Annotated in this window: 12 protein-coding genes; 8 read left to right on the forward strand and 4 right to left on the reverse strand. The window is 67.4% G+C overall.

Going from position 1 to position 14,225, the window contains the following annotated elements:
• Window positions 1-13: 13 nt before the first annotated feature.
• The 3 genes from AC5Y5V_RS09575 to AC5Y5V_RS09585 all read right to left on the reverse strand — a co-directional run bounded on the left by AC5Y5V_RS09575 (window position 14) and on the right by AC5Y5V_RS09585 (window position 4,319).
• Window positions 14-2,956, reverse strand: a complete 2,943-nt coding sequence (locus tag AC5Y5V_RS09575; protein WP_499933299.1) for an MMPL/RND family transporter — start codon at window positions 2,954-2,956, stop codon at window positions 14-16.
• Window positions 2,953-3,504 carry an MmpS family transport accessory protein gene (locus AC5Y5V_RS09580; protein ID WP_499933301.1) on the reverse strand — a complete coding sequence of 184 codons (552 nt, stop codon included), beginning with the start codon at window positions 3,502-3,504 and terminating at the stop codon, window positions 2,953-2,955. Before AC5Y5V_RS09580 ends, AC5Y5V_RS09575 begins: the two co-directional genes overlap by 4 nt.
• A 128-nt stretch (window positions 3,505-3,632) precedes the next feature.
• Complete coding sequence (locus AC5Y5V_RS09585) at window positions 3,633-4,319, reverse strand: TetR/AcrR family transcriptional regulator (RefSeq protein ID WP_499933303.1); 687 nt, start codon at window positions 4,317-4,319, stop codon at window positions 3,633-3,635.
• Window positions 4,320-4,528: 209 nt separating this feature from the next.
• Here AC5Y5V_RS09585 and AC5Y5V_RS09590 point away from each other — a divergent pair, with 209 nt between their 5' ends.
• The 8 genes from AC5Y5V_RS09590 (at window position 4,529) to AC5Y5V_RS09625 (ending at window position 13,335) form a co-directional block, all read left to right on the forward strand.
• Window positions 4,529-4,951, forward strand: a complete 423-nt coding sequence (locus tag AC5Y5V_RS09590; RefSeq protein ID WP_499933557.1) for an MmpS family transport accessory protein — start codon at window positions 4,529-4,531, stop codon at window positions 4,949-4,951.
• A gap of 65 nt (window positions 4,952-5,016) precedes the next feature.
• On the forward strand, window positions 5,017-7,863 hold the full coding sequence (locus AC5Y5V_RS09595; protein ID WP_499933560.1) for an MMPL/RND family transporter: 2,847 nt from the start codon (window positions 5,017-5,019) through the stop codon (window positions 7,861-7,863).
• A gap of 109 nt (window positions 7,864-7,972) precedes the next feature.
• Window positions 7,973-9,292, forward strand: a complete 1,320-nt coding sequence (locus tag AC5Y5V_RS09600; protein ID WP_499933307.1) for an NAD(P)/FAD-dependent oxidoreductase — start codon at window positions 7,973-7,975, stop codon at window positions 9,290-9,292.
• On the forward strand, window positions 9,286-9,993 hold the full coding sequence (locus tag AC5Y5V_RS09605; RefSeq protein WP_499933310.1) for a DUF1365 domain-containing protein: 708 nt from the start codon (window positions 9,286-9,288) through the stop codon (window positions 9,991-9,993). Before AC5Y5V_RS09600 ends, AC5Y5V_RS09605 begins: the two co-directional genes overlap by 7 nt.
• A complete protein-coding gene (locus tag AC5Y5V_RS09610) occupies window positions 9,990-11,267 on the forward strand; it encodes a class I SAM-dependent methyltransferase (RefSeq protein ID WP_499933313.1) in 1,278 nt (425 codons plus the stop codon). Before AC5Y5V_RS09605 ends, AC5Y5V_RS09610 begins: the two co-directional genes overlap by 4 nt.
• Window positions 11,264-12,037, forward strand: coding sequence for a DUF1295 domain-containing protein (locus tag AC5Y5V_RS09615; RefSeq protein ID WP_499933316.1), 774 nt, complete (start codon window positions 11,264-11,266; stop codon window positions 12,035-12,037). Before AC5Y5V_RS09610 ends, AC5Y5V_RS09615 begins: the two co-directional genes overlap by 4 nt.
• A gap of 45 nt (window positions 12,038-12,082) precedes the next feature.
• Window positions 12,083-12,646 (forward strand): sigma-70 family RNA polymerase sigma factor, encoded by a 564-nt coding sequence (locus AC5Y5V_RS09620; protein WP_499933319.1) that lies wholly within the window; start codon window positions 12,083-12,085, stop codon window positions 12,644-12,646.
• Complete coding sequence (locus AC5Y5V_RS09625; RefSeq protein WP_499933321.1) at window positions 12,643-13,335, forward strand: anti-sigma factor; 693 nt, start codon at window positions 12,643-12,645, stop codon at window positions 13,333-13,335. The genes AC5Y5V_RS09620 and AC5Y5V_RS09625 overlap by 4 nt, the downstream gene beginning before the upstream one ends.
• On the opposite strand, the gene AC5Y5V_RS09630 is transcribed toward AC5Y5V_RS09625, so the two are convergent.
• Window positions 13,327-14,193, reverse strand: coding sequence for a hypothetical protein (locus tag AC5Y5V_RS09630; protein ID WP_499933325.1), 867 nt, complete (start codon window positions 14,191-14,193; stop codon window positions 13,327-13,329). The two genes, AC5Y5V_RS09625 and AC5Y5V_RS09630, sit on opposite strands and share 9 nt — an antisense overlap.
• Between the last annotated feature and the right edge of the window lie 32 nt (window positions 14,194-14,225).

A 14,225-nucleotide genomic window follows, 5' to 3' on the forward strand; every position in this document is an offset into this window, starting at 1 on the left:
TCTAGCAGGGCATTTAGCGCTGCTTTACCAGTCCGCCGGGTGGGTGTTCATCAACGTCCTTGAGGAGCAGTTCGCGCACCGCGCGACGCGGTCCGAACGGTCGCAGCATGGTGCTGGCCGGGCGCGGGCGCACGTGCTGCGGCCACCAGAACCAGCGACCGAGCAAAGTGGCCAGCGCCGGCGTCATGAACGACCGCACGATCAAGGTGTCGAACAGCAGGCCCAGTGCGATCGTCGTACCCACCTGGGCCATCACCCGCAGCGGACTGAACATGAACGTGGCCATGGTGGCGGCAAACACCAGACCTGCGGAGGTCACCACCGATCCCGAACCGGCCATCGCGCGGATCGTGCCCGTCTTCAGCCCGGCGTGGATTTCCTCCTTGAACCGCGATATCAGCAGCAGGTTGTAGTCCGAGCCGACCGCCAGCAGCAGGATGATCGCCATCGCCAACACCATCCAGTGCAGCTTGAAGCCGAGGATGTACTGCCATAGCAGCACCGAGAGCCCGAACGAGGCGCCCAGCGACAGCAACACCGTGCCGACGATCACGAACGCCGCCACGACGCTGCGGGTGATGATCAGCATGATGATGAAAATCAGTGTGGCCGCGGAAATCCCGGCGATCATCAGATCGATGTTGGATCCGTCGTGCATGTCCTTATACGTCGCGGCGGTACCGCCGAGGTAGACCTTGGCGCCCTCCCAAGGCGTGCCTTTGATCGCCTCGTGTACGGCCTTCTGGATCGGTTCTATGAGCTTGATGCCTTCAGGGGTCGCCGGGTCGCCCTCATGCGAGATGATCAACCGGACAGCGTGCCCGTCCGGCGAGATGAACTGTTTGAGACCCCGCGCGAAGTCTGGGCTCTGGAACGCCTCGGGCGGCAGGTAGAAGGTGTCGTCGTTCTTCGCCCTATCGAACGCGTCTCCCTGGGCGGTGGCGTTCTCGGACTGTGCCCTTGCCTGCGCGTTGAGACCCATCGTGGTCGCATAGTTCGACATGATGGTGTCGAGATTGCGCTGCTGGCTCTCAATCTGCGGGGGTATCAGCGCTACGAGCTTGGGCTGAATCTGGTCCAGCTTGTCCAGATTCTGGCTGAGTTTCACGATGTTCTCTGCCACCTGGTCGATACCGTCCAGCGCATTGAAGATGGACCGCAGCGTCCAGCAAATTGGTATGTCGAAGCAGTGTTTCTCCCAGTAGAAGTAGCTACGGATAGGCCGGAAGAAGTCGTCGAAGTTGGCGATGTCGTCGCGCAATTTCGCGGTGATTTCGACAGTTTCTTTGGTGAGAATGGTCGTTGCGTGCGTCGTGTTGCTGAGGTCCTGGGTGACCTGCATCTGCTCATGCAGCGTTGCCATCGTCTTGCGCAGCTCGTCGGCCTGGCTCAGCAGGTTTTTCGCCTGCTCGTCCTGATAGTGCTGCGTCTGAATGCGCCCCGCGGCTTGAGCGCTCATCTGGAAACCGAGGGTGCTGTGGTCCAGTGGCGTGCCCAGCGGCCGGGTGATGGTCTGCACCCGGCCGATACCGGGGACATGGAAGACCGCCTTGGCGACCTTGTCCAGGACGAGGAAGTCGGCCGGGTTGCGCAGGTCGTGATCGGTCTCGATCATCAGCAGCTCGGGATTGAGCCGGGCCTGGTTGAAGTGCTTGTCGGCGGCCGTATAGCCGATCTGGGCCGGAGTGTCCGACGGCAAATAGTGCCGGTTGTCGTAGTCCGTCTTGTACCCGGGCAGGGCGAGCAGGCCGACCAGGGCGATCGCGATCGTCACTGCGAGAACCGGTGCGGGCCAGCGGACGACTGCGGTGCCGATGCGCCGCCAGCCCCGGGTCTGCAACTTGCGCTTGGGATCCATGAGCTTGAAGAACGAAGCCACCGTCAGCATCGCCGGGCCCAGGGTCAGTGCCGCGAGAACGGCGACCAGAATGCCGACGGCACACGGCACCCCCAGCGACTCGAAGTACGGCAACCGGCAGAAGCTCAGGCAGTACATCGCGCCGGCGATCGTCAGGCCGGATCCCAGCACCACGTGCGCCGTGCTGTGGAACATGGTGTAGAACGCTTCTTCGCGGGATTCACCCAGACCACGGGCCTCGTGGTAGCGGCCGACGACGAAGATCGCGTAGTCCGTCCCGGCGGCGATCGCCACCAGCACCAGCATGTTGTTGGCGAAGGTCGACAGGCCCATGATCCCGTAGTTGCCCAGCGTCGCAACGACACCGCGGGCCGCGGCGAGCTCGATGAACACGATGGCCAGCATGACCAGAACCGTCGTCACCGACCGGTAGACGATCAGCAGCATCACCACAATCACCAAGAGGGTGATGAGGGTGACGACCGCGACGCCCTTCTCCCCCGCGTGGGACTGATCGGCGAACAGCGGACCCGCGCCGGTGACGTAGGCCCTGATTCCCGGCGGCGCGTGCACCGAGTCCACGATCTTGCGGACGGCCTCGGAAGACTCGTTCGCCTGCCCGCTGCCCATGTTGCCGGCGAGGTAGACCTGAACGTATGCGGCCTTCTGATCGTGGCTCTGGGAGCCCGCGGCGGTCAGCGGATCGCTCCAAAAGTCCTGGACGTGCTGAACGTGTTTCTTGTCTTGCTCGACGCGCCTGACGATCTCGTCGTAGTAGCGGTGCGCCTCGGCCCCCAGTGGCTTGTCGCCCTCCAGCAAGATCATGGCCGAGTTGTCGGAATCGAACTCTTTAAAGGTCTTTCCAACCTGCATCATCGACTGGAAGGACGCCGCGTCCGTCGGACTCATCGACACCGAGTGGGTCTTGGCGACGACCTCCAGCTGCGGGGCCACGGTGTTGGTGACGAAGGCGATGCCCAGCCAGATGAGCACGATCGGCAGCGCCAGCCGGTGGATCATCCGCGGCAAGAACGGCGGGATCAGCGGCTGGTCGACGCGCCGAGGAGCCTCGGCGACCTCGGTGGGAGTCTCGCTCATGCGGACTTGTCCAGGCAGTAGACGAAGGCATTCACCGTCATGTTCGGGGGCGATTGGTTCGGCGCCTTGACGACGTCACCGCGCCCGTCGTTGTTGTTGACGAGGAACCGGCAGGCGATCCAGCTTCCCGTGCCTTGCGCAATCAGGTTGGCCGGGATCCCGGGCTTCGTTGACTTCAATTCTGTCCTCCACGGCAGCGGCACATTGAGTGCCTGTTGAGGATGGGAGTTTTCGTCGAGGTAATTGATGGTCGCCGTGCTGCCCGGTGCACCCCAAACCTCGAGAGTGATCGTCTTGGGGTTGAACTGGTCGATGACGTCACCGGCTGTGCCGCCACCGAACGAACCGCTGCGAACGCCGAAGACGTCGTGCAGTCGGTGGACGACGAACGCCGATAGCGCGACGACGGCCAACACGGTGAGGATGAGCCAGAACCGCGTGAGCAGGCTCCACAGACCTCGGCGCTTCCGCTGAGTCGCTGTACCACCCTTGCCGCCAGCAGAATCCGGGATCGTCAACGGTTCGGTCCTTGGCTCAGTCGTCGTCATGGGCGTGCTTTCCTAGCACTGAGAGCCGCCAACTAATTGGCCTGTCTTTCAACTTAGCCCCCCTAACCTAATGTAAAACCACCAAGAATTCTCGACGTGGCGCATCGAACGTCGCTTCGACGCGCTCGTCATCGGGACCCCGGCAGCGAGCCGATGCAGGTCGCGGTGAGCACCCGCGTGAGCGCGGAGCCGAATTCGATGTTCCATTCAGCCGGCAGTACCTCGGGTTCCTCGGCGTAGGCATCGGTGAGCCGCTCCGGCGGGTTCGCGATCTGCCAGAAGGCGGCGGCCAGCGAGTAGGCGGCGATCAAAATGTCGAAGGCGCCGGCGCGGCCGAGGGTGGGCAGGGCGCGCTCGATCGCGTCCGCGAGCGCGACGGCCGCGGCGCTGATGGTCCGCCGGATTTCGACCACGCGATCGACATCCACCTCATGCTCGAGGTGCAGGTGCAAGTTGGCCAGCAGGTCGCAGAAGAGGGTATTGGCGACCAGGCCGCTGGCAAGCGTCTCGGCGACCCGCTCCGCCGACATCGGACCGGGTTCGGCCAGTTGCTCGCATACCGTCTTCGACCACCCCACCCAGCCTTCGGCGGCCAGGTGCAGGAGCACCTCTTTATGGGAGCTGAAGTAGCGGCGCACCGCGGAGTAGTGAATTCCGGCGCGGCCGGCGACCGCGGTCAGGGTGACCGAGGCGACGCCGGTTTCGAGCGCCAGCGAGCGTGCGGCTTCCACGAGGGCCGCCGCACGTTGGCGCTTGTTCTCCTCGGTGCGGGCGCGACGGAAGGTGAGTTGCGCCACCGGCCGAGGATAACGCACATCATGTGATTTGCATAACGCACACAACGTGATTAGCGCCTGGTCAGGAGGTTGCTGGGCGCTCTGTTACGCACGTGATATGCGTTACACTCGTGGGGCCGCACGTGAAAGGAATTGACAGTTCCGGCTTAGGGTAGCCAAGGTTTACTTTCGTCCCGCCCGGGGGCGAGCAGACTTACGACCGGTGAAGGGGACTTGCGATTTTCAAGCTGCTATCGCGGTTGTGGATCCCGCTGGTCGTCGTCGCGGTTCTGATCGTCGGGGGGTTCATCGTGTTCCGGGTGCACGGCTACTTCGGCTCCGAGAAGCGGCCGTCGTACGCCGACAGCAACCTTGGCAGCCCGAAGCCCTTCAACCCCAAGCGGATCACCCTCGAGGTTTGGGGGGCCCCCGGATCGGTCGCCGACATCGCGTACTTCGACGTCAACGCCGACCCGCAGCACGTCGACGGAGCCGTGCTGCCGTGGTCGCTGGTCGTCACCACCGACAAGGCTGCAATGATGGGAAACCTTGTGGCACAGGGCACTGGCGATAGCATCGGCTGCCGCATCATGGTGGACAACGAGGTCAAGGCCGAGCGGGTCTCCAACGAGGTCAACGCCTTCACCTTCTGTGTGGTGAAATCCGCGTGAGCGCACCCGTCATCCAGGGTCCCCCGGAGTCGGCCCCTGCCCAGCACCGGCCGTTCATCGCCCGGATGATCCACGCGCTCGCGGTGCCGATCATCCTGTTCTGGATCGCGCTGGTGGTCATCCTCAGCCTGTTCGTCCCGTCCCTGGAGGTGGTCGGCCAGGAACGCTCGGTGTCGTTGAGCCCAAGCGACGCACCGTCGTTCGTCGCCCTCAAACACATCGGTCACGTCTTCGACGAGGGCGGCACCGACAGCGTGGCGATGCTCGTGCTGGAGTCAGTCGACACACCCGGCCAGCCCGCCAAGCCGCTGGGCGATGAGGCCCACGTGTACTACGACAACCTGATCCGCAAGCTGCGCGCGGACAAGGCGCACGTGCTGGCCATTCAGGACTTCTGGGGTGATCCGCTGACCGCCGCGGGCGCACAGAGCAACGACGGCAAGGCCGTCACCGTGCAGGTGAATCTCGCCGGCAACCAGGGCGAGCTGCTGGCCAACGAATCCGTCGAGGCCGTACGCAAGATCGTCAAGGAGAACCCGCCGCCCCACGGGATCAAGGCCTACGTCACCGGAGTGGCGGCGCTGGCCGCCGACCTCCATCACAGCGGCGACAAATCCATGGTCAAGATCACCGTCACCACGCTCGTGGTGATTCTGGTGATGTTGCTGTTCGTCTACCGCTCGATCCGCACGGTGGTACTGCTGCTGCTCACCGTCGGCATCGAGTTGAGCGCGGCGCGCGGGGGCGTCGCTTTGCTGGGCCACAGCGGGCTCATCGGCCTTTCGACCTTCTCCGTCAGCCTGCTCACGTCGCTTGCGATCGCGGCCGGCACCGACTACGGGATCTTCATCATCGGCCGCTACCAGGAGGCGCGTCAGGCCGGCGAGGATAGGGAAACAGCCTTCTACACCATGTACGAGGGCACCGCCCACGTCATTCTGGGCTCGGGTCTGACGATCGCCGGGGCGACGTTCTGCCTGCACTTCGCGCGGATGCCCTACTTCCAGACGCTGGGCATTCCCTGCGCGGTGGGCATGATGGTCGCGGTGCTGGTGGCGCTCACGCTGGGCCCGGCGGTGCTGGTCGTCGGCAGCCGGTTCGGGATATTCGACCCCAAGCGGCTGCTCAAGGTGCGCGGCTGGCGCCGCGTCGGCACCGCGGTGGTGCGCTGGCCGCTGCCGATCCTGGCCGTCACGTTCGCCATCGCGCTCGTCGGCCTGCTCACCCTGCCCGGCTACCGGCCCAGCTACAACGACCGGGCGTACCTGCCGTCCTTCATCCCCGCCAACGAGGGCTTCGCCGCCGCGGACAGGCATTTCAGCCAGGCCCGGATGAATCCCGAGATCCTGATGGTCGAGAGCGACCACGACATGCGCAACCCGGCCGACTTCCTGATCCTGGACAAGCTGGCCAAGGGCATCTTCCGGGTGCCCGGGATCTCCCGCGTCCAGGCCATCACCAGACCCGACGGGACGACCATGGACCACACGTCCATCCCGTTCCAGATGAGCATCCAGAGCGCCGGCCAGATGCAGACCATGAAGTTCCAGCGCGCCCGCATGGACGACATGCTCAAGCAGGCCGACGAGATGACCAAGACGATCGCGCTGATGCGACGGATGTATGCGTTGATGACGCAGCTGGTGGGCGTGACGCACAAGATGGTCGGCGATACCGAAGAGATGCAGCAGATCACCAATGACCTGCGCGACAAGATCGCCAACTTCGACGACTTCTTCCGGCCCATCCGTTCCTATTTCTACTGGGAAAAGCACTGCTACGACATTCCGGTCTGCTATTCGCTGCGCTCGATATTCGACGCCATCGACGGGATCGACCAGATCTCCGAGCGGCTGAATGTGCTGGTCGGCGACATCAAACAGCTGGATCGGCTGATGCCGGAAATGATCACGACGTTCCCGCCGATGATCGATTCCATGGACAGCATGAGACACATGATGCTGACGATGCACAGCACCATGGCGGGCATCTTCGCGCAGATGGACGAGATGAGCGACAACTCGATGGCGATGGGACACGCCTTCGACCAGGCCAAGAACGACGATTCGTTCTATCTGCCGCCCGAGGTGTTCAAGAACGCGGACTTCCAGCGCGCAATGAAGAGTTTCCTGTCCACCGACGGGCGCGCGGCCCGGTTCATCATCCTGCACCGCACCGACCCCGCGTCGGCCGAGGGCATCGCGAGCATCGACAAGATTCACACCGCGGCCGAGGAGTCCCTCAAGGGCACGCCGCTCGAGGACGCCAAGATCTACCTGTCCGGAACGGGGGCCGTCTTCAAGGACATCTCCGACGGCGCCAAATGGGACCTGGTGATCGCCGGAGTCTCCTCGCTCTGCCTGATTTTCATCATCATGCTGATCCTGACCCGCGCTTTCGTGGCCGCCGCCGTCATCGTCGGCACCGTCGCGATCTCACTGGGCGCGTCGTTCGGGTTGTCCGTGCTGTTCTGGCAGCACATCCTCGGCATCCCGCTGCACTGGCTGGTGCTGGCGATGTCCGTCATCGTGCTGTTGGCGGTGGGTTCGGACTACAACCTGCTGCTGGTGTCGCGCTTCAAACAGGAGATCCACGCCGGCCTGAACACGGGCATCATCCGGTCGATGGGCGGCACCGGCAAGGTCGTGACCAACGCCGGCCTGGTGTTCGCGTTCACCATGGCGTCCATGGTGGTCAGCGACGTGCGGATGATCGGGCAGGTGGGCACCACGATCGGCCTGGGCCTGCTGTTCGACACGCTGATCGTGCGCGCGTTCATGACGCCGTCGATCGCCGCACTGCTGGGCCGCTGGTTCTGGTGGCCGATCCGGGTGCGGACCCGGCCCGCCAAGACTCCCACCGAACGGCTCAACTCGCGGCCGCCCGAACGGGACCTGGTGTACACCGACTAGCTCCTCCGCGCTGCGGGCATCGGTGATTTCGCAGGGACTTCACGCTCGGCGAGAGCATCTGCCAGGGGGGTTGGCCCATCCGGCGGCCCCGCAGCCGCGAATACCTCGCGTGCAACGGAAGTTTGGGCGCTCGATAGCCGTCATCGGCAGCGGCGTGGCCGGCCTGACCGCCGCGTACGTCCTGTCCGGCCAGGACCGGGTCACCCTGTACGAGGCGGACGTTCGGCTCGGCGGGCACGCCCACACCCACTTCGTGGACGACGGCAACGGCGGCGTCACGGCCGTCGACTCGGCTTTTCTGGTGCACAACGACCGGACCTACCCGACGCTGTGCCGGTTGTTCGATGACCTGGGCATCGACACGCAGGAGTCCGAGATGTCGATGTCGGTGCGGGCCGACAACCCGGACGGCACGGCCGGGCTCGAGTACGCCGGGGCGCTCGGCGCGCGCGGGCTGTTCGCGTGCCGGCAGTCGCTGCGGCCGCGCTACCTGCTGATGCTCGCCGAGATCGTCCGCTTCCACCGCGCCGCGCAGCGGGTCCTGGCCGATAAGGCCTGCGACACACTGGAGACGCTGGACAGCTTCCTGAGCCGGCACCGGTTCTCGTCGTACTTCGTCGACTACTTCGTCACGCCCCTGGTGGCGGCGGTCTGGTCGTGCGCCGCCGACGACGCGCTGCGCTACCCGGCCCGGTACCTGTTCGTCTTCCTGAATCACCACGGCATGCTGTCGGTCTTCGGCTCGCCGACGTGGCGGACCGTGACGGGCGGCTCGGCCACCTATGTTCAGGCCGTCGCCGCCCGGTTGGACGAGGTGTCGACGGGGACGCCGGTGCACTCGCTGCGACGGTCCCCGGGCGGCGTGCTGGTGCAGGCGGGCGGCGATCCGGCGCGGCTGTTCGACGCCGCCGTCGTCGCCGTCCATCCCGACCAGGCGCTGCTGCTGCTCGACCGGCCGAACGCCTGGGAGCGCCACGTCCTGGGCTCGATCGGCTATTCGACCAACCGCGCCCTGCTGCACACCGACGAGTCGGTGTTGCCGCGGCGCCCACGCGCCCGCGCGTCGTGGAACTACCTGGTGACTCCCGGCAGCGACCACGTGGTGGTCAGCTACGACGTCAGCAGGCTGATGCGGCTGGCCGGCGACCGACGGTATCTGGTCACGCTCGGCGGCGAAGGCCGCGTCGACCCGGGCTCGGTGATCGCCGAGATGACCTACAGCCACCCGCTGTACACGCCGGAATCGGTTGCCGCCCAATGCGCATTGCCGACGCTGGACGACGATCGGGTGGTCTTCGCCGGCGCCTACCACGGCTGGGGATTCCACGAGGACGGCGCCGCCTCGGGGCTGCGCGCGGCGCACCGGCTCGGCGCCGACTGGCCCGCCCCGGCACACGCGCGGCAACGGGAAGCGGTGGTCGGATGCTGACCACACCCGCGATCTACCGCACCACGATCACGCACTGCCGGCAGACGCCGGTGCGCCACGCGTTCGAATACCGCAGCTACAGCTGGTATGTCGACGTCGACGACCTCCCCCGGCTGCCCTGGTGGCTGCGGCCGTTCGCGCGGTTCAGCGCCGACGACCACTTCGCGGGCGCTGGTTCACAGGCGGGGTCGCTGCGCGAGCGACTGGACGCGTTCTTTGCCGATCGCGACGTGGCCGCGCCCGACGGCCGCGTCACCGCGCTGCTGCAGCCACGGGTTCTGGGTTACGTCTTCAACCCGTTGAGCGTCTTCTGGTGCCACGACGGTGACGGCTCGCTGCGGCACGTGATCGCCGAGGTGCACAACACCTACGGCGAGCGCCACGCCTACCTGCTGCCGCCGGCGGACCGGCCCGTGACGGCCGCGAAGAGCTTCTACGTCTCACCGTTCAACCCGGTCGACGGCCACTACCGGGTGCGGGCGCCGCTTCCCGGCAGCGAGGTCGATATCACCGTCGCGCTGCACCGCGAGCAGCGCCCGGCGTTCACGGCCAACCTGCGCGGACGGCGGCGTCCGGCAACCGTCCGGGAGGTCACGTTCCTGCAACTCGCTTCGCCGCTGGCGCCGCTGGTGGTGGCCGCACGCATCCGGCTACAGGGGATCAAGTTGTGGCTACGTGGGCTTCCGGTGGTGCCCCGATGAGCCTGGAATCGCTCCAAACACGCTCAGCGCCAATAGATCCGCAGCGCTGGCCCGCGGTCGCGAGGGTGCCGTCGGGCCCGGCGGCGGCGGCGTCGGCGCTGATCGCCGAGCGGTTGCTCCGCCGCGCGGCCGCCCGCCTGCCCATGCGGCTGGTCTACCCCGACGGCGAGACCGTCGGCGCGGCCGACCCGACGCTGCCGACGCTGCTGATCCGCGACCCCGACGCGATGGCGCGGCGGATAGGTCGCTACGGCCTGATCGGTTTCGGTGAGTCCTACATGGCCGGCGAGTGGTCGTCGAACGACCTGCCCGGACTGCTGACGGTGTTCGCCGAGTCGGTCGCCGACCTGGTGCCGCGCGGGCTGCATTGGCTGCGGCCGCTCGGCCCGGCCTTCCGGCCGCGCTGGCGGGGAGCCGACCGCGACCAGGCCCGCCGCGACATCGCCCGGCACTACGACCTGTCCAACGAGCTGTTCGCCGAGTTCCTGGACTCGACCCTGACGTATTCCAGCGCGCTGTTCACCGAGCTGCCCGCCGCGTGGCCGGATTTGACTGCGGCGCAACACCGTAAGATCGACCGGCTGCTGGACCTGGCGCGGGTGGGGCCCGGCAGCCGGGTGCTCGAGATCGGCACCGGATGGGGCGAGCTGTGCCTGCGCGCCGCAGCCCGCGGCGCGCACGTCCGCTCGGTCACCCTTTCTGTGGAGCAGCAACGGCTGGCCCGCCGGCGCGTCGCCGACGCCGGCCTATCCGACCGGGTGCGCATCGACCTGTGCGACTACCGCGACTGCCACGACGAGGGCCGACACGACGCCGTGCTGTCGGTCGAGATGATCGAGGCCATCGGATACCACTCGTGGCCGCTGTACTTCACCGCGCTGGACCGGCTGGTGCGCCCGGGCGGGCGGGTGGCGATCCAGGCGATCACCATGCCGCACGCCCGGATGCTGGCCTCCCGCAACACGCACACCTGGATCCAGAAGTACATCTTCCCCGGCGGGCTGTTACCGTCCACCCAGGCCATCGCCGGTATCACGGCGCGACGCACCGGGTTACGCACCGTCGACATGGCCTCGCTGCGTCCGCACTACGCCGAAACCCTGCGGCTCTGGCGGGAGCGGTTCACGCAGCGCTCGGATGTGTTGGCGCACTTGGGCTTCGACGAGGTGTTCGGGCGGATGTGGGAGTTGTACCTGGCCTATTCGGAGGCGGGTTTCCGGTCCGGCTATCTGAACGTGTACCAGTGGACGTTCGAACGCGAGGTACGGGAATGAACCTGGCGGTGGTGTCGGGCGCCTCGGCGCTGGCGCTGGTCGTCGTGCATACGGTGACCTGCCTGATCGCCCGGCGGATCGGGCGCTACAACGTCGTCGACGTGGCGTGGGGCGTGGGCTTTGTCGTCGTCGCCGCCGTCGCCGCAGCGCTCGGCCACGGCGACCCGGCCCGGCGGTGGCTGCTGTTCGCCCTGACCGCGATCTGGGGCCTACGGCTGAGCTGGCACATCCAGCGCAAGACGGTCGGCAAGGGCGAGGACCGGCGCTACGCCGACCTGCTGCGCGACGCGACACCCGCCCAGGCGGTACGCAAGATCTTCGTGCTGCAGGGCTTCCTGGGCTGGTTCATCTCGCTGCCGCTGCAACTCTCGGCGGTGACGGCCCCGACGCCGCGGCCGTTGTTGCTGGTCACGGCGCTGGGCCTGGCGGTGTGGCTGCTGGGGGTCACCTTCGAGGCGGTCGGCGACCATCAGCTGCAGGCGTTCAAGGCCGACCCGGGCAATCGCGGCACCATCATGGACCGCGGCCTGTGGGCCTGGACGCGCCACCCCAACTACTTCGGCGACGCCTGCGTCTGGTGGGGGCTGTGGCTGGTCAGCGTCAACGGCTGGCCGGCGCTGGCCACGGTGGGCTCGCCGCTGGTGATGAGCTACTTCCTGGTGCGGGTGAGCGGGGCCCGGCTGACCGAGAAGTACATGCGGGGCCGGCCCGGCTTTGCCGAATACCAGGGACGCACGTCGTATTTTGTGCCGCGGCCGCCGCGAAGGTGACTGACGTGGCAATTTGGGCGCGCGCGGGCGATAGGCTGGCGGGCAATGACCCGACCGCCACAGCTGAGCGACGACCTGGACGCCTTGCTGCGACGGGTCGCCGGTGGCGACCGCGACGCCTTCGCCACCGTCTACGACCTCACCAAGAGCCGGGTGTACGGACTGGTGATCCGGGTGTTGCGTGACTCCGGCTACAGCGAGGAAACCACGCAGGAGGTCTATCTCGAGGTGTGGCGGACGGCGTCGGGATTCGACTCTGCCAAGGGATCCGCCCTGTCCTGGCTGCTGACCATGGCGCACCGGCGGGCGATCGACCGGGTGCGGGCCGAGGAGGCCGGCACCCGCCGGGAGTCGCGGTACGGCGCCACCACGGTCGAACCGGCCACCGATGTCGTCGCCGACTCGGCCCTGTCGAAAGACGAGCGGCGCCGCGTCAGCGAATGCCTGGGCGGGCTCACCGAGGCCCAGCGCGAATGCATCGAGCTGGCCTACTACGGCGGGCTGACGTACGCCGAGGTGTCGCGGCGGCTGGCGGCCAACCTCTCGACGGTCAAGTCCCGCATGCGCGACGCGCTGCGCGGCCTGCGCAACTGTCTGGACGTGTCATGACCGCACCTGACGACCCCGGCCTGCTCGAGCTGGCGACGCCGTACGCGCTGCACGCGGTGTCCGCCGACGAACGGGCCGACATCGAGCGTCGCGTCGCGGCGTCACCGGTCGCGGCCGCGTTCGAGGACGAGGTGCGCGCTGTGCGCGAGGTGATGGCGGTGCTCTCGGCGGTGACGGCAGTCGACCCACCGGCGCGGCTGCGGGCCGGCGTGCTGACCGCGACCGAGCCGGCGCGGCTTCAGGCCAGGCGCTGGCGGACGGCCGCGTTGGCGGCGGCGGCGGCGATCGTGGTGGGGCTGGCGGCGTTCGGCCTCGGGGTGCTGACGCGGCCGGCGCCGTCGCCGACGATGGCCGAGCAGATTATGGCCGCCCCGGACCTGCGGACCATCTCCGGGCCGCTCGGGCCCGGAACCGCGACGTTCATGTTCTCCCACGACCGCAACGCGGGCATGTTGGTGATGAACAACGTGCCGCCGCCGGCGCCGGGCACCGTCTATCAGATGTGGCTCATGGGTCCCGACGGCCAGCCGACGTCGGCGGGCACGATGGGACCCGCGGATGTGGCGCCCTCGACGAAGGCGACGGTCCGCGACCTCCGAGGCTCGACCGCGCTGGCGTTCACCACCGAGCCCGGCACGGGCTCGCCGCAGCCGACCGGCTCGATACTGGCCAAGCTGCCGCTAGGCTGACCGGTTCCGCAGGCCGCCGATGACGGCCACAATCAGGCCGAGCCCGACCAACGCCGCACCCGCGACCAGCGTCAGATTGAGCCATTCGTGCATGCTCGCCTCGGCGTGGCGGACCATGACGTCGGCGACCTGACGGATGTCGGCGGTGGTTCGGTTGAGCGCAGTGTTGAAGCGCCGCTTGCCGACCTCTACGGCCGCCCAGCCCATTCCGCCGATCAGCAGCACCGAGACGCCGATGCTGGTCAGCGCCTTGCCCCGGCGTCGGGCCGCCAGCAGCAGCAGGAACCCGCAGAACGCGGCCACCGCCCCGGCGCCGATGGTCGCCCAGGGGCCCCAGGTGCCCAGCTCGCTCAGCTCGCCCTGCCGCAGCGATCCCGACGTGCTGGGCAGCGACACCGACGTGCTGGTCAGCGGCACGGCCAGCTTCGTCGGCGCCTTCACCTGGTAGTCGCTCAGCATCCGCTTCACGGGGCCTTCATTGAGCATCGGGGCCAGGTCGACCACCCACTGATCGCCCTCCGCCGAGCCCGGCCGGGCGAACAGCCAGCCGTGGGCGGCCCGGTTCGCCTGGGCGAACAGCGGCGGAAACGCCGGGCTCGCGGTGAACGCGGCCATCACGTCGTGCACCCGCCCGCTGTCCGCGGCGGGACCGCCGCGCTCGGCGATCAGCGCCATTGCCCGCGTGGTGAGCTCACCCGCCATCGCGGACTGCAGCGCGGGATCGGCGGCGGCGTCGCGGGCCAGCGCGGCATAGCCGTCCACGTCCACGACGTTCTTCTGCAACCAGGTCGCGGGGACCAGCACGGCCAGCGCGGCCGTCGTGGCCAGCCAGCACACCAGCGTCAGCGCGAATCGCACGCCTAGAACCTACTGCGCGCACCTACTTGGCG

It is taken from the genome of Mycobacterium sp. NGS68 (assembly GCF_059812195.1).

Excerpts from the sequence above, each read along its gene's own strand:
- AC5Y5V_RS09575 (WP_499933299.1), bottom strand. The coding sequence starts at position 2,956 with ATGAGCGAGACTCCCACCGAGGTCGCCGAGGCTCCTCGGCGCGTCGAC.
- AC5Y5V_RS09580 (WP_499933301.1), bottom strand. The coding sequence starts at position 3,504 with ATGACGACGACTGAGCCAAGGACCGAACCGTTGACGATCCCGGATTCT.
- AC5Y5V_RS09595 (WP_499933560.1), top strand. The coding sequence starts at position 5,017 with ATGATCCACGCGCTCGCGGTGCCGATCATCCTGTTCTGGATCGCGCTG.
- AC5Y5V_RS09605 (WP_499933310.1), top strand. The coding sequence starts at position 9,286 with ATGCTGACCACACCCGCGATCTACCGCACCACGATCACGCACTGCCGG.
- AC5Y5V_RS09610 (WP_499933313.1), top strand. The coding sequence starts at position 9,990 with ATGAGCCTGGAATCGCTCCAAACACGCTCAGCGCCAATAGATCCGCAG.
- AC5Y5V_RS09615 (WP_499933316.1), top strand. The coding sequence starts at position 11,264 with ATGAACCTGGCGGTGGTGTCGGGCGCCTCGGCGCTGGCGCTGGTCGTC.
- AC5Y5V_RS09620 (WP_499933319.1), top strand. The coding sequence starts at position 12,083 with ATGACCCGACCGCCACAGCTGAGCGACGACCTGGACGCCTTGCTGCGA.
- AC5Y5V_RS09625 (WP_499933321.1), top strand. The coding sequence starts at position 12,643 with ATGACCGCACCTGACGACCCCGGCCTGCTCGAGCTGGCGACGCCGTAC.